Source organism: Mycobacterium sp. E1386 (genome assembly GCF_001672745.1).
Taxonomy (GTDB): domain Bacteria; phylum Actinomycetota; class Actinomycetes; order Mycobacteriales; family Mycobacteriaceae; genus Mycobacterium.
On the sequence record NZ_LZKH01000131.1, the window covers coordinates 13,463 to 30,448 of the forward strand.

General features: G+C 66.5%; 17 protein-coding genes and 1 pseudogene. 7 read left to right on the forward strand and 11 right to left on the reverse strand.

From position 1 onward, the window contains the following. Positions 1 to 4: 4 nt before the first annotated feature. The 8 genes from A5709_RS13800 to A5709_RS13835 are packed head-to-tail and all read right to left on the reverse strand — an operon-like array spanning position 5 to position 8,963. Entirely contained in the window at positions 5 to 1,264 is a 1,260-nt protein-coding gene (locus tag A5709_RS13800) for an MlaD family protein (RefSeq protein ID WP_068009504.1), read from the reverse strand. Continuing rightward, positions 1,261 to 2,469 (reverse strand): MlaD family protein, encoded by a 1,209-nt coding sequence (locus A5709_RS13805; protein ID WP_197520143.1) that lies wholly within the window; start codon positions 2,467 to 2,469, stop codon positions 1,261 to 1,263. Before A5709_RS13805 ends, A5709_RS13800 begins: the two co-directional genes overlap by 4 nt. Continuing rightward, positions 2,466 to 3,581, reverse strand: a complete 1,116-nt coding sequence (locus A5709_RS13810) for an MCE family protein (RefSeq protein ID WP_067945134.1) — start codon at positions 3,579 to 3,581, stop codon at positions 2,466 to 2,468. The genes A5709_RS13805 and A5709_RS13810 overlap by 4 nt, the downstream gene beginning before the upstream one ends. Next, a complete protein-coding gene (locus tag A5709_RS13815; RefSeq protein ID WP_068120378.1) occupies positions 3,578 to 4,624 on the reverse strand; it encodes an MCE family protein in 1,047 nt (348 codons plus the stop codon). The genes A5709_RS13810 and A5709_RS13815 overlap by 4 nt, the downstream gene beginning before the upstream one ends. Beyond that, positions 4,617 to 5,672 (reverse strand): MlaD family protein, encoded by a 1,056-nt coding sequence (locus A5709_RS13820; protein ID WP_067945132.1) that lies wholly within the window; start codon positions 5,670 to 5,672, stop codon positions 4,617 to 4,619. Before A5709_RS13820 ends, A5709_RS13815 begins: the two co-directional genes overlap by 8 nt. Next, entirely contained in the window at positions 5,669 to 7,249 is a 1,581-nt protein-coding gene (locus A5709_RS13825) for an MlaD family protein (protein WP_068120379.1), read from the reverse strand. The genes A5709_RS13820 and A5709_RS13825 overlap by 4 nt, the downstream gene beginning before the upstream one ends. A gap of 9 nt (positions 7,250 to 7,258) precedes the next feature. Then, a complete protein-coding gene (locus tag A5709_RS13830) occupies positions 7,259 to 8,122 on the reverse strand; it encodes an ABC transporter permease (RefSeq protein ID WP_067945130.1) in 864 nt (287 codons plus the stop codon). A 1-nt stretch (position 8,123) separates the two neighbouring features. Then, on the reverse strand, positions 8,124 to 8,963 hold the full coding sequence (locus A5709_RS13835) for an ABC transporter permease (RefSeq protein WP_067945129.1): 840 nt from the start codon (positions 8,961 to 8,963) through the stop codon (positions 8,124 to 8,126). 304 nt (positions 8,964 to 9,267) lie between these two features. On the opposite strand from A5709_RS13835, the gene A5709_RS13840 reads away from it, so the two are divergent. The 5 genes from A5709_RS13840 to A5709_RS13860 all read left to right on the forward strand — a co-directional run bounded on the left by A5709_RS13840 (position 9,268) and on the right by A5709_RS13860 (position 13,076). After that, entirely contained in the window at positions 9,268 to 9,867 is a 600-nt protein-coding gene (locus A5709_RS13840; protein WP_068120381.1) for a TetR/AcrR family transcriptional regulator, read from the forward strand. Positions 9,868 to 9,921: 54 nt separating this feature from the next. Further along, the gene (locus A5709_RS13845; RefSeq protein WP_067945125.1) at positions 9,922 to 10,203 is read left to right on the forward strand and encodes a phosphoribosyl-ATP diphosphatase; all 282 of its coding nucleotides are present in this window, start codon (positions 9,922 to 9,924) and stop codon (positions 10,201 to 10,203) included. A 2-nt stretch (positions 10,204 to 10,205) separates the two neighbouring features. After that, positions 10,206 to 11,063, forward strand: coding sequence for an ATP phosphoribosyltransferase (hisG, locus tag A5709_RS13850; RefSeq protein ID WP_067945137.1), 858 nt, complete (start codon positions 10,206 to 10,208; stop codon positions 11,061 to 11,063). Positions 11,064 to 11,187: 124 nt separating this feature from the next. Continuing rightward, positions 11,188 to 11,697, forward strand: coding sequence for a DUF4126 domain-containing protein (locus A5709_RS13855; protein WP_068120383.1), 510 nt, complete (start codon positions 11,188 to 11,190; stop codon positions 11,695 to 11,697). Continuing rightward, positions 11,694 to 13,076, forward strand: coding sequence for an FAD-containing oxidoreductase (locus tag A5709_RS13860; RefSeq protein ID WP_068120386.1), 1,383 nt, complete (start codon positions 11,694 to 11,696; stop codon positions 13,074 to 13,076). The genes A5709_RS13855 and A5709_RS13860 overlap by 4 nt, the downstream gene beginning before the upstream one ends. A gap of 52 nt (positions 13,077 to 13,128) precedes the next feature. Here A5709_RS13860 and A5709_RS13865 read toward each other — a convergent pair whose 3' ends face one another. Then, the gene (locus A5709_RS13865) at positions 13,129 to 14,424 is read right to left on the reverse strand and encodes a DEAD/DEAH box helicase (RefSeq protein ID WP_068120388.1); all 1,296 of its coding nucleotides are present in this window, start codon (positions 14,422 to 14,424) and stop codon (positions 13,129 to 13,131) included. 263 nt (positions 14,425 to 14,687) lie between these two features. Continuing rightward, positions 14,688 to 15,566: a RecB family exonuclease gene (locus A5709_RS13870; protein ID WP_068120390.1), complete on the reverse strand. Its 879-nt coding sequence runs from the start codon at positions 15,564 to 15,566 to the stop codon at positions 14,688 to 14,690. A gap of 73 nt (positions 15,567 to 15,639) precedes the next feature. Between A5709_RS13870 and trmI the strand changes: the two genes are divergently transcribed. Beyond that, complete coding sequence (gene trmI / locus A5709_RS13875) at positions 15,640 to 16,482, forward strand: tRNA (adenine(58)-N(1))-methyltransferase TrmI (protein ID WP_068120392.1); 843 nt, start codon at positions 15,640 to 15,642, stop codon at positions 16,480 to 16,482. Between the two features lie 7 nt (positions 16,483 to 16,489). Here the strand turns inward: trmI and A5709_RS29260 are convergent, their stop codons facing one another. After that, entirely contained in the window at positions 16,490 to 16,780 is a 291-nt protein-coding gene (locus A5709_RS29260; protein ID WP_369827328.1) for a DUF503 domain-containing protein, read from the reverse strand. A gap of 130 nt (positions 16,781 to 16,910) precedes the next feature. Here A5709_RS29260 and A5709_RS29265 point away from each other — a divergent pair. Then, a pseudogene (locus tag A5709_RS29265) lies at positions 16,911 to 16,986 on the forward strand (hypothetical protein); the annotation flags it as partial.

Genomic DNA, 16,986 nt, shown 5'->3' on the forward strand with positions numbered 1-16,986 from the left:
GGGTTCAGTGGGGCGGTTCGATCGGCAGCGCCGGCCCGCCGTAGGGGGTGGGAATGGTGTAGCGGCCTCGGGGGGTCGGATCGGTCCGCTGGCCCAGGTTCGCCCCCGGCGGCGGACCGGCGGTGTCGTCCCCGCCCGGCCGTGGCGCGTTCTTGGCGCCGCGGATCGAGACCGCCGGGTCGTCGTCGCGGCAGTAGGTGTACATGAACGGCTCGTAGTAGTCGGCGGCGGAGGAGGCGTGCGATGGCGTCCCGTAGTCGCACACATAGCGGGGGTAGAGGTCGGCCGTCGCCCACACGCCGTGGTCGTGGAACGTGCTCGTCACCGCGTCCAACACCGAACCACGGTAGTCGGGGAACAGCGCGTTGAGCGCCGGCACCCGCAGATATAACAGCTGCGACATGGTAGCCATGCTGCCCAGCAACTGCACCATCGTGTCGGAATTGTCGGAGAACAGATTGTCGACGGCCGACAGTGTGCGCGGCGTCTGGCCGGTCAACCGGCGATAGCCGGCTTGCATCCTGGCCACGCCGGTCAGTGTTTTATTGAGTTCCGTTGCGGCCGAGCCTAAACCGGCGTTCTTGTCACTCGCCAGCGTGAGCACGACCCGGCTGGTCTTGATGATGCTGGTGGTTTGGGGCAGCACCGAATCAAGGGTCGAGAGCAGGAACGTGCCGCCGTCGACGATGGCGGTCAGCTTCGCCGGCCCCTCCTTGCTCAGGCTCAGCTCCTTTTTGATCAACTCGAGCTTGTGGGGGTCGACCTGGGCCAGCAACCCGTCGGCGTCGGCGAGCAACTGCGCCAAGCTGACCGGGACGCTCGTGTGGTCCGAAGTGATGAGGCTGCCGTCGTGCAGGTAGGGCCCGGCGTCGGAGGTGGCCTCGAAGTTGATGTATTGCTCACCGGCGGGCGAGAGCGCCGACACGTGCACGAAGCTGTTCGCCGGGATTCGCACCTTCGACGTGATGCTGGCGACGGCGTTCACCCCGTTGTCGGTGATCTGCAGCGAATCGATCCGGCCGATCCGCACTCCCCGCAGTGCGACATCCTGGTTGGGCAGTAAGCCGCCGGAGTCCGGCAATTGCACCGTCACTCGGTAGGACGAGGCGAACGGCTTCACCCGCAGCGCGCCGACGAGCAGGTAGGCGGTGGCGACGACCAAGATGAGCACCAAGCCGGCCACCGACAGCCAGACCTGGTGGCGGTGACCGGTACGCACCGCTCGGACAACGGCGTTGGCGAAATTGTCGACGGCGCGGATCATGGCGTCGGTCCTGCCGGGGCCGGCGGCGGCCCGGGGGCGACGTCGATTTGGCCCGGGATGTTCGGGTCCGGTACGACGGGAACCTGCGGCGAATTCGGACCCCGGCCGACCACACGTTCCTGCAGCCGCCACAGGGTGTACTTGAGGGTGCCGACGAGCAGGTTCACGTTGTAGTGGTGCGGTCCGTGCAGCCCGATGTCACCGGGGAATCCGATGTCGGGGATCGATCCGAGCATGATCTTGTCCACGCCCACGTTCACCGAAATCGAGTTCCCGGCCGTCGATTTGACCAGTGCGGGAATCAGCCTGTTCAGCGCCAGCCAGCTGGTATCCGGGCTCATCGCCACGTCGTTGGCGGCCCCCGCGACCGTGTTCAGGTCACGGATGATGCTGCGGCCGCTGGTGTCGGTCCCACCGATCGACGGGAACCTGGCCAGCAACCGGGAGGTGTCACCGACCTGCACGGCCAGGTCGGAAAGCTGGGTGGTGTTGTCGGCCAGGGCCGAAGTGGCCGGCCTGGCCGCCGCCATCAGGTCGGCGATGGTCTGGTTCTTGGCATCGAGTTGGTCTGCCAGTCGCGACAATTGGGTCAGCGCGGTCGAGATCTGATCGGACCGGGAATCCAGTCTCCCGAGCAACTCGTTGGACTTGCGGATCATGTCGCCGAACGCCTGGCCCTGGTCACCGGTCGCCTTGCCGAACCCGTTGATGATGTTGGTGAAGTTACGTACCGCACCGCCGTTCACCAGGATGGCCGCTGAGCTCAGCACCGACTCGACGGTCGCCGCGGCCGCCGTCGAATCCAGGCCGATCGTGTCGCCGTTCTTCAGCAGCGGTCCCTCGGAATCGCCCGCGGCCGGCGGCTTGAGCGCGACGAAGACGTCCCCCAGCGGCGTTGCGGTGCGCAATTCGGCGGTGCTGCCCCGGGGCAAACGCACGCCGTCCCTGATGCGCAGCCGGGTGACCGCGGTGTAATTGCGTGCGACCATCGATTCGAGCTGACCGACGTCGGCGCCGGCGAGCTTCACCTTGGCGTTCATCGGCAGGTTGAGCGCGTTGGAGAACACCGCGTTCAGCGAATAGCCTCCCGAGCCCACCTCCGGCGCTGGAAGGGGCAGGCTGGCAAGGCCGTTCGTGGCGCATCCCGCGGTAACCATCGCCGCGGCCACGGCCGCAAGCATTCCCCGCGCCCCCGCGGTCGTCACTTCTGCCCCATGGCGGCCATTCCGTCCAGCACATAGGTCAAGCCGAAATCGGGGCCGAAATCCTGAATCGTGCCGGTGCTGCAGCCCAATTGCCGAAGCCCCATCAAGTTACAGATCTCTTTGGTGTACTGACTGTCGAAGAGCAGCCGGTCCGTGAGGAAGCGTGCACGCACGCTGCCGTTCGCCCGGTCGACCATGTTGTAGGCGTTGTCGGCCACCAGGGGAGCAAGGTCCAAGAGCTCGGCCAGGTCGCGCCGCTGGTCGGTCACCATCTTCAGTGTGGCATTGCCATTCAGGGCGGTCTGCTTGATGTTGTCGCGGTTGGCGTCGAGCAGGTCGCCGGCCCGCTGGATCAGCTGATCGAGTCTGCGTCCGGTGGTGCCGCTGCCAAGGTCCTCGTCGGCCATGATCTGGCTGACTTGGTGGATGGTGGAGGCGAATTCGCGCAGCTTCGTGTCGTTGGCGGCCACGGCATCGAACAGCGTGCTGATGTTTCTGACGATCGTGGTGATCTGCTCGCGGGTTGTCGCGCCGCCGTCGCTGGACAGGCGCAGCGCCTTGGAGAGCTCACCCAGCGCCGCTTTGATCTTCTCGCCGTTGCCTTTGACCACCTCGGTGCCGCCGCCCAGCACATCGGCGATCGGGCCGCCGCCGTGGCCGTCGCCCTCGAGCGACTTGGTCACCTTGTCCAAAACATTGAGGACACTGCTGAATTCGACGGGTGTCTTGGTGCGGGGCAAGCCGATGGTGTCGTGGTTTTCCAGGGTCGGTCCGCCGTGATAGGGCGGCGTGAGTTCGATCTGCCGGTCGGTGAGGATGGAGGTCGATACCGTGACGGCCTGCACGGTGGCGGGGACTTTGACGTGGCGGTCGACGGTGAATTCGACTTCGACGTAGCCGCCCTTGGCATTGATCTTGGTGATCTTGCCGACCGGCATGCCCAGTACCGCCACCACGTTGCCCTCGTAAAGGCCGGAGGCGCTGTCGAATTGGGCGGTCACGGTGATCGTGTCCTCGTCGGAGCCCAGGTACCACCAACCGATGCCGGCCACCGCTGCGATGACCGCGACGGCGGCGGCGATGGCCACTGCTTTGGATGCCAGCCCCGTCACTTGCAGTCCTTGAAATACTGGATCATGCCGAACTGTTTGGCACGGCCACTGATCGCGCACATCCACGAGTCGATCAGCGGAACGTTGGGGGCGTTGAAGTTGATCGCGTTGCCGTCGCCCGTGAGGTTGGCCGCCTCCCGGAAGAAGATCGGGCTGGTTTGCAGCATGCTGTGCAGCAGGTCGTCGTGCGCGGACATCAGGTTGGTGAAGTCCCGCATGTCTTTGATCAGCGCGTCCAGGCCCGGCCGGTCGTTGACAACGACCTGGCTCATGGTGTCGATAAGGCTGGAGAGGGATTGCATCATTGCGTGGAAAACAGCGCGCCGCGCGACGAATTGGCCCAGCAGGTCTTGGCCCTGGTCGACCAGCGTGCCGATGCCGGCCTGCTGACGTCGCAGCGTGTTGGTAACCTGCTCCGTGCTGCGCAGCAACTGCCCGAGTTGGTCACGTCGTACCGCGATGATCGACGACAGTGTGTTGATGTTCGAAATCGCCTGCGGGACAACCGTCGGCAGGCTCTCAAGCTGCTTGCCGAGCACCGCAAGCGATTGTGCGAACCGGTCGGAGTCCACCTGCTCGAAAGTGGTGGTGGCGTCCTGCAACGCGGCTTGCAGGTCGTAGGGGACCTCGGTGTGCGCCAAGTCGAAGGTGTTGTTGGGCAGGTGCGCCGGACCGTTGGGTTCCAGGGCGAGGTACCGCGAACCCAGAATGGTGGTGACTTTGATCTGCGCCCGGGAATCCTTGCCCAGCGCGATGTTGTCCCGGATCTTCAGTCCCGCCTCAACATGGTCCCCGACGAGTTTCATGCTGGTGACGTTGCCCACCGGGATGCCCGCGACCACGATCGGGTTGCCCGCCCGCAGCGAGGCCGCTTGCAGGAACTCCGCGGTGTAGTGCCGGTATCCGGCGCCGAGCGCATGCACGAGCAGCATGACCCCGATGATCACCGCGACCACCGCGACGGCGATGAACCCGAGCCAGGTCTTGTTGTAGCTTTCCAGCGGACGCCGTTTCATCCGCTCCCACACGGACGCGTCAGCCATCGGCCGTACTCCTGCATCTGGGGGTGTGCCATGCCTTGTTGCCCGGCGTGGCCGCGTTGATGATGATCGGCACCACGTCGTTGAGGCCGGGGAAGAACCCCATGAAGTTCACGTCGCACACGTAGGCATTGCCGTACGCCCCCTGATTGCCCACCCGGGTAAGCCCTTTCAGCAGCAGCGGGATGTTGTCGCCGAAGAAGGCCACCTGCGGTTCCACGTCCATGATGTGTTTGGTGACGCCGGGCTGGCGATCGATGAACTCGCGCAGTGCCGGATACACGTCCGTGGCCGAGGCCGACAGCCGGCCGGTCACCCGCGCCAGCGAACCCACCGAGGCGACCAGGTCCGGGCGCCGCGCGTCGAGCTCGCCGACGATGCTGCGGGTCTGCGTGATGACGCCGTCGAGATCGTCGTTCTGCTGGGCCAGGTTGCCCATCACCTTGTCGAGATTGGTGATCACGCTGCCGAGGGCCTGGTCTCGGCCCGCGAACGTCTCTGTGAGCGTGGACGTCTGGCCGACCAGAGTGGTGAGCGATGACGTGTCGCCTTGCAGCGACTGGATGATGCCCTTGGTGAGGTTGTCCGCGTCGTGGGGGTTCAGCAGGCTGAACAATGGTTCGTAGCCGTTGAGCAGGGTAGTGACGTCGAAAGAGGGCTCGGTGCGTTCCAGCGGGATGGTGCTGCCCGGCGGGAGCGGCTCCGGGCTCCCTTCCTTCCCCAAGGACAGTCCGAGGTAACGCTGGCCGACGATGTTCTGATACGTCACCGACGCGAGGGTGTTCCCAAACAACCGCTGTTCTTGCTGCACGACGAACGAGACTCTCGCGAGTTTCCCGTCCAGATCGATCTTTTCGACTCGGCCGACGCGCACTCCAGCCATCCGGACGTCGTCGCCTTCGCGAAGCCCGTACACGTCGCTGAACACCGCCGAATACTGGGCGGTGTTGCCGGCCACGTCACGCCGCAAACTCACATACACCAGCCAGGTCAGCGTCAGCGAGACGACCATGAACAGGGTCAACGCGATGAGTGGTCCGCGAAACTTCATCTTGCCTCCCCGGGCGACGGAGCCGGGGGGTGAACCAGTGACACCGTGGTGCCGCGGGCGACGGGACCCAGCAGCAGCTCGGTGGCTTCGGTCGCGGGTGCGCCGGTGATCACACCCAACATATTCCGTTCGTACTGGCTCCCAACGGGTCCCACGTTCCCGCCAAAGGACGCCTGGGGGATCCACGGCGCCTTGGGCGCCACCGGCGCGACCCACGGTTCGTGCGGTTGTGGTGTCGCGGGCGCCCCCGGTGACGGGTTATCGGGGTTCGCGCTCCCGGGCACGGGTGGCGACGGCGTAATCCCCGGCGCCAGTGGCGGATTCGGGTCTATCAGATTCGGTGGCCCGTTCACGAGCGGCGGGCCGACGGCGACGAGGTTGCCGTCCGGACCGATCACGGTGCCCGGCGGCGGAGCCAGGTCCTTGGGCGGCTGATAGTTCTGCGGCAGCAGCACCTCGGGCAGATCCGGGCGCACCGGAATCAGCGGCGCGGTGAAACAGCTGGGTCCCTTCAGCTCGCCGTAGTGCGGGCAGTCGGCGCGCGTGTAGGTGGAGCTGGGTGTGAATGTCAGCATCGCGCGCATGTTGCCGAGGTTGGTCTGCGGGTTCCAGACCTGCTCCATGAACTGGTTGGCCAGGTTGTCGAGCTTGGCGACCGCGGGCACGAAGTTGTTCGACTTCTGCGCCAGCACACCCAGGACCGGGGTGAAATCGGTGGTGATCCGGATGAGTTGGTCGATGTGGTTGCCGAGCGATTGGCGTGTTGTGCCGACCGTGTAGTCGGCGCCGGACAACAGCGAGGCCAGTTGCCCGCGGGTTTCGGCGAATGTCTGCATCGGCTCCACGGCCTGGTGCAATGCGTCGAGCAGATCGGGTGCCGTCTGCGCAAGCCCACTGGTGGCTTCCAGCAGCGCGGACACCGTTGAGGGGCCGGTGTCGGTGCTGACAATCGAATTGAGCTGATCGAGAAGGCGATTCAATTGCGCACCCGCGTTGAGCAGGCTCACCCGGCGGTGGTCGGTGGCGGCGCCCAGCGCGGCCAGGATCCCCACCGACCTGTCATCGCGGTCGCGCCCGGCCGCGGCGAGCAGATCGCGCAACTTGCTCACGGTCGTTTGAAACAGAACGGTCGGCAGCCGCTTGTCTTCCGGGATGTGCGCGCCATCGCGAATTTTCATACCCGGGCCCGCCTGGTTTGGCGAGCCCACCAACTGAACCGACGAGACGGCGAAGACATTGCTGGGCACCACGCGCGCGGTTACGTTGGCCGGAATCGACTTGGCGTACTCCTCTTTGAGGTCGATGTGGACATAGTTGGGTTCGCCGTGCGCTGCCGGGACGACGCCGTCGACCGAGCCGACCAGAACGCCGTGGTATTTGACGTCCGACTTCTGCGGAAGACCATCGCCCACGTTCACCAGATCGGCGACCACGCGCACGTAATCGTTCAGCCTGCCAGTCGATTTGACCAACATCGCGGTGGTGAGCAGGGTGCTGACCACCACGACCGCAATGCCGATGCCGAACAGCTGCCGGTCGGAGGGGCCGCGTCCGTCCATCTCAAAGGAATTGGGCATGTTCGCGACCTACCCGCCGAACCGTGCGCCGGAGTCGACGCCCCACAGCGCCATGGTGAGCAGCATGTTGACGATGATCACGACGGTGATGCTGGCTCGCATGCCGTGTCCCGCAGCGACCCCGACGCCCTCGGGCCCGCCGCTCGCGTAGTACCCGTAGTAACACTGGATCGTCGATGCGATCCAGACGAAGATGACGGCCTTGATCAAGGAATAGACGATGTCCTGGCCGGCCAGCATCAGCGTGAAGTAGTGCAGATAGGAACCTGTCGAGCCGCCACTGCCGATCCCCACCACGATTTGCGTACTCAGGTAGCCGATCGCCAGGCACGCGGCGTAAAGCGGCACGATCGCCACCACCGAAGCGATCAGCCGGGTGGTCACCAGGTAGGGGATCGGGCGGATCGCAATCGATTCCATCGCGTCGATTTCCTCGGCGATGCGCATGGATCCCAGCTGGGCGGTGAAGCGGCAGCCGCCTTGCATGGCGAAGGCCAGCGATGCCATCAGTGGAGCCAACTCGCGGGTATTGACCAACGAGGAGACGAACCCGGTGGCGGGGCCGAGTCCGAGCAGATCCAGGAAGTTGTAGCCCTCGATGCCGACGAGCGCGCCGACGGTCGTGCCGAGGACGACGGCCACGCCGGCGGTGCCGCCGCCCACCACGATCGAGCCGTTGCCCCAGGTGATGTTCGACAGCAGCCGCAAGAACTCGCCCCGGTACTGACGCAGGGCAAGCGGCACGGCGACCAGTGCGCGGACGAAGAAGACCAACAAATGGCCCAGCCGGATGATCGGTACCTTGCCCCTGCGGTAGAGGCGGACGAACGGAACCGAAATCGGTGCGAACGGTTGATAAGCGGAGGCCGTCACGTCATAGCCCCGTCCTGGGGGACAACATGATGTAAAGCTGGCTGATCGCGACGTTGACGATCATCAGCAGCAGGATCGCCTCGACGACCGCCGCGTTCACCGAGTTCGCGACGCCCGTTGGTCCGCCCTTGGTGGACAAGCCTTTCTGGCTGGACACGATGGCCACGATCGCGCCGAACACGATCGCCTTCACCAGTGCCAGGATCATGTCATCGGTCGTAGCGAACGACGCGAATGTCGAAACGAAGCTGCCCGGCGCCCCGTTCTGGAAATAGACGTTGAACATGTAGCTCGCGAAGAACCCTGCGAAGCACACGACGCCGGTGAGGGCCACGCCGATCATCACCGCCGCGGCGAGGCGGGGGACCACCAGACGGCGGATCACCGAGACGCCCATCACCTCCATCGCGTCGGTTTCTTCGCGCATCGTGCGCGAACCCAGGTCGGCGGTGATCGCCGACCCGACGGCCGATGCCATCAGCACCGCGGCCACCAGCGACGCCCCCTGCCGGATGACCGCGAGCCCGCTGGCCGCCCCGGCCAGCGACGTGGCCCCGACCTGGCCGGCCAGCAGCGCGAACTGGATGGAGAGGGTGACACTGATCGGCAGCGACACCAGGATCGTCGGCAAGACGGCGGTGCCGGCCATGAACGCTCCCTGGCGGACGAACTCCTGCCATTGGAATCGCCCGGTCATCAGGTCGAAGAAGAAGTATTGAATGGTGCGCACGCCCAAAACGAACTGTTCCCCGACCGTCGTCAGCGAGGCGACCGGGTGACGTTTGACGTATCCGACCGACCAGTCCCGAACGGCGGCGACGCCATCGACTTGTGTCGTCATAGCGGCACGACCTGCGGCCCGCCCAGCAAACTAATGGCGCGAGTCATCGCGTACCAGCTACCGCGTTCATCGGCCCTCTCCCACCCCTGAATTCCTGAGTGCCGAGCAGACGACCTCGAGCGCGATTGAAGGCTATTCTTATTAAAATAGTGTCAACAAGCCCTTAGACTCTGCAGTTCGTTAATGTGTGCCGCATCACATTAGCCTACTTGATAGGGACTTTCAATAGTGTAGAGTCACTCATCTCGGTTCGTCGCTGGACGACACCATGGGGCCGGAATGTCGGATTGACGAAGGTGATGGCATGCCCTCAGCAAACACGGGCTCGCTGCGGGACCGGCGTCGGGCCGCGCTGCTTTCCCAGATCCAGCAGACCGCCCAACGGCTTTTCGCCGAACGCGGCTATGACGCGGTGACGACCGAGGACATCGCCGCGGCGGCCGGCGTATCGATCAGCACCTATTTCCGGTACGCACCCAGCAAGGAGAGCCTGCTTGTCGGTCCCGTCCGGGAGGCCAGCGCCGAGATCGTCGAGTCCTACAGCGCGAGACCACCGGACGAGTCACCGGTCGAGGCGTTGATCCGGCTGTTCGTCGCGCGCGCCAAAGAGGCCAACGAAGTCCAGACGCTGGATACCTGGCGCCAGGCCGTCGCCACCGCCCCGCGGATGTTGAGCCAATCCGTGCTGGTCACCGAGGCCGAACATCGCCAATTCGTCGAGCAAGTGGCGTCCCGCATGGGCGTCGACGTTGCGGTAGACATCCGGCCCGCGCTGTTGGTGCACACCAGCTTGGCCACAGCCAAATTCGTCATCGACCGCTGGCTCACTCAGCCCCCCGACGGGTCGGAGTTTCACGTTCAGCTCGAAGAGGCGCTGCGCATGACGCTCGCCGGGTTCGACTGACCGGCGGCTCAAAACGTCACCGGCGGAAACCGCCGTGACTTTGCTCGGCGCCGCGTGAAACAATCGCTGGCCGTGAAGACCTTCGAGGACCTGTTCGCCGAACTGGGGGAGCGCGCCCGCGCCCGGCCCCCCGGCAGCGCCACGGTCGCGGCACTGGACGGCGGCATCCACGGGCTGGGCAAAAAGATCCTCGAGGAGGCCGGCGAGGTGTGGCTGGCGGCCGAACACGAACCCGACGAGGCGCTGGCCGAGGAGATCAGCCAATTGCTGTACTGGACGCAGGTGCTCATGATCGCGCGTGGCCTGTCCCTCGACGACGTCTATCGGAAGCTGTGAGCGTGCTGCGGGTCGCGGTTCCCAACAAGGGCACGCTGAGCGAACCGGCCAGCGAGATTCTCGCGGAGGCGGGCTACCGGCGTCGCACCGATTCCAAAGATCTCACCGTCATCGACCCGGTCAACCAGGTCGAGTTCTTCTTCCTGCGGCCCAAAGACATTGCGATCTATGTGGGTTCGGGACAGCTGGACTTCGGCATCACCGGACGGGACCTGGTCCGCGACTCGGACGCGCCCGTGCGCGAACGCCTGGCGTTGGGCTTCGGGTCGTCGAGTTTTCGGTATGCCGGGCCGGCCGGCCGGGACTGGACGACGGCCGACCTAGCCGGCAAGCGAATCGCCACCGCCTACCCGAATCTCGTCCGAAAAGACTTGGCCGAGCGGGGCATTGAGGCGACCGTCATCAGGCTCGACGGCGCGGTGGAGATTTCGGTACAGCTCGGCGTGGCCGACGCCATCGCCGACGTGGTCGGCTCGGGGCGCACCCTGAGCCTGCACGACCTGGTGGCATTCGGCGACCCGCTGTGCGATTCGGAGGCGGTGCTCATCGAGGGCGCCGACCCCGACGGCCAGAACGGGACACGGGCGGCGCGCGATCAGCTGGTGGCGCGGATCCAGGGTGTGGTGTTCGGCCAGCAGTACCTGATGCTCGACTACGACTGTCCGCGTTCCGTCCTGGAGAAGGCCACGGCCATCACGCCCGGACTGGAGTCACCGACCATCGCGCCGCTCGCCGATCCGGACTGGGTCGCCATCCGCGCCCTGGTGCCGCGCCGCGGCGTCAACGAGATCATGGACGAGCTGGCCGCCATCGGCGCCAAGGCGATTCTGGCTTCCGACATCAGGTTCTGCCGCTTCTGATCGAACGGGGTGCGGTGACCCCCGCTGTGTTAGCGTCCGCCTAGGGCTGTTTCGCCCGTGTCACTCCCATGGGCCGTCATCCCTGACCATTGCCGGGCTGTTCGTTTCCCTCAGGAGGGTCTTCGTGACACACGCGCTTATCGTGCTGCTGGCTTTGTTGATCGGTGTCGTCGCCGGGTTGCGCTCGCTGACGGCCCCCGCCGTCGTCGCCTGGGCCGCCTTCCTGGGTTGGATCGACTTGCACGGCACATGGGCGGCCTGGATGGCCAACATCATCACGGTCATCGTCTTCACGGTTCTCGCCGTCGGCGAAATCATCAATGACAAGTTGCCCAAGACGCCGGCCCGTACGGCGCCGCCGATCTTCGCCGCCCGGATCATCATGGGCGGGCTGGCGGGCGCGGTGCTGGGGGCATGGCCGCACTGGACCTATACCGCGCTCGGGGCCGGCGTCATCGGCGCGGTGCTTGGCACCCTCGGCGGGTACCAGGCGCGCAAACGTCTTGCCGGCGTGGCCGGAAAGGACTTGCCCATCGCGCTGCTGGAGGACGCCGTCGCGATCTTGGGCGGGTTCGCCATTGCCGCGGCGACGGGCCACGTGCTCACGGAGTACCTGCTGACGGCGGTTAAGTGACAGAGCATTTCGACGCCATCATCGTCGGCGCCGGACAGGCCGGCCCACCGCTGGCGGGGCGACTGACGGCGGCGGGGCAGCGTGTCGCGCTGGTGGAACGCAAGCTGATCGGCGGCACCTGCGTGAACACCGGCTGCATCCCGACCAAGACGCTGGTGGCCAGCGCGTACGCCGCCCACCTCGCGCGCCGGGGTGCGGACTTCGGGGTTTCTGCCGGACCGGTGAGCGTGGACATGGCCAAAGTCAAGGCGCGTAAAGACGACATCATGCTGGGCGACCGCAAAGGCGTCGAGGACTGGCTGGCGGGCATGGCCGGTTGCACCGTCTTTCGCGGGCATGCCCGTTTCGAGGATCCGCACACATTGCGCGTGGACTCCGAGGGCGGGGAAGACGTGCTGCACGCCGCCCGGATCTTTCTCAACGTCGGTGGCCGCGCGGTGGTGCCGGACATCCCGGGCCTGTCTGACATCGAGTTCCTCACCAACGTCTCCATCCTCGAACTCGACACGCTGCCAACGCATCTCGTCATCCTCGGCGGCGGCTACATCGCGCTGGAGTTCGCGCAGATGTACCGGCGCTTCGGGGCCTCGGTGACCGTCGTCGAGAGGGCTTCGCGCCTGGCGTCCCGCGAAGACGAGGACGTGTCCGCGGCCGTCCGGTCCATCCTGGAGAACGAGGGCATCGACGTCATCGTCGGCGCCGACAACGTTCGGGTTGCCAAGACCGGCAACGGTTTTGAACTCACGCCCAGAGCGGGTGCGGATCCCATCGCCGGAAGTCACCTGTTGCTGGCCGTCGGCCGGCGACCCAACACCGACGACCTGGGGCTTGAGGCGGCGGGTGTGCGGACGGACGCCCGCGGCTACATCGTCGTCGACGACCAGCTCAAGACCAACGTCGACCACATCTGGGCGATGGGCGACTGCAATGGCAAGGGGGCGTTCACCCACACCTCCTACAACGATTTCGAGATCGTCGCCGCCAACCTGCTCGATGACGACCCGCGCCGGGTCAGCGACCGCATCACCACTTACGCGCTCTATATCGACCCACCGCTAGGACGGGCCGGCATGACCGTCGACCAGGTTCGTGCGTCGGGCCGCACGGCGCTCGTCGGTAAGCGGCCGATGACCAGGGTCGGCCGGGCGGTGGAAAAGGGTGAGACGCAAGGCTTCATGAAGGTCGTGGTCGATGCCGAAACCCGAGAGATCCTGGGAGCGGCCATCTTCGGCGTCGGCGGCGACGAGGCCGTCCACGAAATCCTGGACGTGATGTCGGCCAAGGCGCCCTACACCACGCTCGCGCGCACCATGCACATCCATCCCACCGTCAGCGAGCTCATTCCCACCATGCTGCAGGAGATGACACCGCTCGCCTAGAAGCGGGTCGCCGCCGTCGGGCGTGGCGGGTCGCCACCGTCGAGTAAGTGGCCTACCGCGACGCGGTGGCGGGGCGGCGGGAACGGCGTCGCCTGCTACGTGCGGCGGACGGACCGTGACCGGCAACCGCGGTCGGCCCGGGCCGGCGGGACGGCGCCGAGGCGGGCGCGACTACCTTGCGGGGCGCGGCTTCGCCGGCCAGCGCGTGGATGACCGGGGAGGCCGCCGTGACCTGTTGGGGAACGGCGCGAATGGCCGCCTTGCGCATCATCGATTCGGTGTCGCGGCGTTGCTCGGGCAGCGCGATGGTGACCACGTCACCGGAGGCGCCGGCCCGGGCGGTGCGGCCGGATCGATGCAGATAAGCCTTGTGCTCCGCGGGCGGGTCGACGTGGACCACCAGGTCGACGTTGTCGACGTGCACGCCGCGCGCGGCGATATCGGTCGCGACGAGCACTCGCGCGTGTCCGGCCGCGAACGCCGCCAAGTTCCGGTCGCGCACGGCCTGGGAAAGGTTGCCGTGCAACTCCACTGACGCGATACCCGACTGCGTGAGTTGCCGGGCCAGCTTGCGGGCCTGGTGTTTGGTCCGCATGAACAGGATCCGCCGCGAGTCTCCCGCGGCCAACCGGTGTACCAAGTCCTTCTTGGCTTGTGGCCCATCGACACAGAAGAGGTGATGTGTCATCGCAGGGGTCAGCGACGCCGGGTCCGCGACCGAGTGCGTCACCGGGCTGGTGAGGAATCGCTTCACCAGGGTGTCGACCGCGGCGTCCAGCGTGGCCGAGAAGAGCAGCCGCTGGCCGGTCGCCGGGGTGGCCGCCAAGATACGGGTAACGGTGGGCAGGAAGCCCAGATCGGCGAGGTGGTCGGCCTCGTCGATGACGGTGACCTGCACCGCGCTCAGATCGATGATGCGTTGCTTCATCAGGTCTTCCAGGCGGCCCGGGCAGGCGACGACGATGTCGACCCCGGACTTCAGCGCCGCGGCCTGCCTGTGCTGCGGCACCCCGCCGAAGATCGTGACCACGCGCAGGCGCCGAACCGCGGCAAGCGGCTCGATGGTCGCGGCGATCTGGGTCGCCAGTTCACGGGTGGGGGCCAATACCAGCCCGGTCGGCCGGCCCGGCCGCCGGTTACCGGCATCGAGCCGGCTTACCAGCGGGATCGAGAACGCGAGCGTCTTGCCGCTGCCGGTCTTGCCGCGGCCCAACACATCACGGCCCGCAAGGGTATCCGGCAAGGTCTCGATCTGGATGGGAAACGGCCGGTGAGCGCCGCCCTTAGCGAGCGCGTCAACCAACGGCTGGCTCACGCCGAGGTGAGCAAAAGTTTTGTCTTCAAGCATATTTCATTGTCCCTAAGCATCGGTGGTAGCGAGATTGCCCGTCTGGCAACATCGATCGCCGCGACTCGAGGCTGTGCGGTGCGCACCTGGTCATCTCTGACTCGGCGCCCCGCGGGGATCTGAGAAGAAATAACGAATCGATCACGACGTGCTGGCAAGCCGTTCGGCGCCAACGTTGTCAACAGCATACCGCACTCGCGGTGAGCCGCTTAGTCGGCGGTTACGCGACAGAGACCCTGGTCACATTATTGGTGAGCGACCTGTCACGCCGCCGGCTCGGCCTGACGCGAAACATCTTGTGCGGGTATGTATTCCGGCCATCCCGGGTAATTCGGCGGCGTTCCGCCGAACAAGGGGCAGTGCTGCTGGTGTGGGCACCAGTCACACAACCGCGACTGGCTGGGGCGGAAATCGCCCGTCTGCCCGGCGGATTGGATAGCGCGCCAGATCGCCATCAAGGTCTTCTCGAAGCGCAGCAACTCGTCCTGGTCGGGCGAGTAGTCCAGCACTTGGCCGTCGGCGAGGTAGATGAGCCGCAGCCGGGTGGGCGGCACGCCGCGGGTGCGCAACAGGGCAACCGCGTAGAACTTCATCTGGAACATCGCCTTGAATTCGGCCAGCGCCCGCGCGGCGGGCGGCGCCTTGCCGGTCTTGTAGTCGACCACCCGCAGCTCGCCCGTGGCGGCGACGTCGATTCGATCGATGAACCCGCGCAGCAGCGTTCCGTCGGCGAGCTCGACCTCCACGCGTTCTTCGCAGCAGTGCGGGTCGAAGCGGGTCGGGTCCTCGAGCCGGTAATAGCCGGAGAGCAGCGCACGGGCCTCGGCGATCAGCTGCCCGCGCTGCGCGGGATCGAACTCACCGGCCAGGTCGGGCGCGGCGGCGATCACCTGCTCCCAGGCCGGCTCGACCAGCGACAGCGCGGTGTCGGGACCGCGCTGGGCGGCGGGCAGGCCGTAGAGCTGCTGCAGGGCCGCGTGCACCACCGAGCCGCGCAGCTGTGCGGGCGACGGCGCCTCGGGCAACCGGTCGATCGCCCGGAACCGGTACAGCAGCGGGCACTGCTTGAAGTCGGCCGCCCGCGACGGGGAGAGCGCCGGTTTCGCAGCCGGCCGCGCGCGTGTCTGCGGCTGGTCGATCATGAGCGCAGCGTAGAACCGGGTGCCGACAACCCCGGGCACCGCCCACGGCGAGTCGGCTGGCACGCTAGACGGCGTGTCCGCAACCGGCCCGTTCACCGTCGGGGAACGCGTCCAACTCACCGACGCCAAGGGCCGGCACTACACGATGTCGCTCACGCCTGGCGCGGAGTTCCATACCCACCGCGGCTCGATCGCCCACGACGCGCTGATCGGGCTGGAACAGGGCAGCGTGGTCAAATCCAGCAACGGGGCGCCCTTCTTGGTGCTGCGCCCGCTGCTGGTCGACTACATCATGTCGATGCCCCGCGGGCCGCAGGTCATTTACCCCAAGGACGCGGCGCAGATCGTGCACGAGGGCGACATCTTCCCGGGCGCGCGCGTGCTGGAGGCCGGGGCCGGATCGGGGGCGCTGACCTGCTCGCTGCTGCGCGCGGTCGGGCCCGAGGGGCGAGTGGTCTCCTACGAACAGCGCGCCGATCACGCCGAACACGCCCGTCGCAACGTCTCGGTGTTCTATGGCCGGCCGCCGGACAACTGGGAGCTGATCGTCAGCGACGTCGCCGACTCCGATCGGCCCGGCGGCTCCTTTGACCGGGCCGTGCTGGACATGCTCGCGCCGTGGGAGGTGCTCGACGCGGTGTCCCGCCTGCTGATCCCCGGCGGCGTACTGATGATCTACGTGGCGACCGTGACCCAACTGTCGCGCGTCGTGGAGGCGTTGCGGGCCCAGCAGTGCTGGACCGAGCCGCGATCGTGGGAGACGCTGCAACGGGGCTGGAACGTGGTGGGCCTGGCCGTCCGGCCGCAGCACTCCATGCGCGGGCACACTGCTTTCCTGGTCTTCACGCGACGGCTCGCACCCGGCGTCATCGCCCCGGCGCCGTTGGGGCGCAAACGCGAGGGCCGCGACGGCTAGCGGGCGCCTAGTCGTCGCTGCGCCGCAGGCCGCGCCGCACCGACAGCAGCTCGAACTCGGGGTGCGCTGCCACCAGCCGTTCGGCCGCATCCAGGACGTCGACCGCGACGTACCCGGTATCAACAAGGTGAGTCTGGTCGAGGGCGCCACCCCGGAGAGCGCGGACACCCTGGGCAAGTTCTCCAACGCGTTGCGCGACAACGGCTACCTCCCGATGACCTTCGTCGCCCACGACATCGCCTGGTCGGACAAGACCCCCGCCGACGTGGTGGCGACCATCGACGTCAACACGGCCCAACCGGCAAACGGCAGCTTCCACTTCCCCATGGAATTCACGCCCTTCCAAGGGGGTTGGCAGTTGTCCCGGCGAACCGGCGAAATGCTGTTGGCGATGGGCAAGTCGCCGGCCGCGACCCCGCCCCCCAACCCGGCACTACACGATGTCGCTCACGCCTGGCGCGGAGTTCCATACCCACCGCGGCTCGATCGACCGCGACGCGCCGA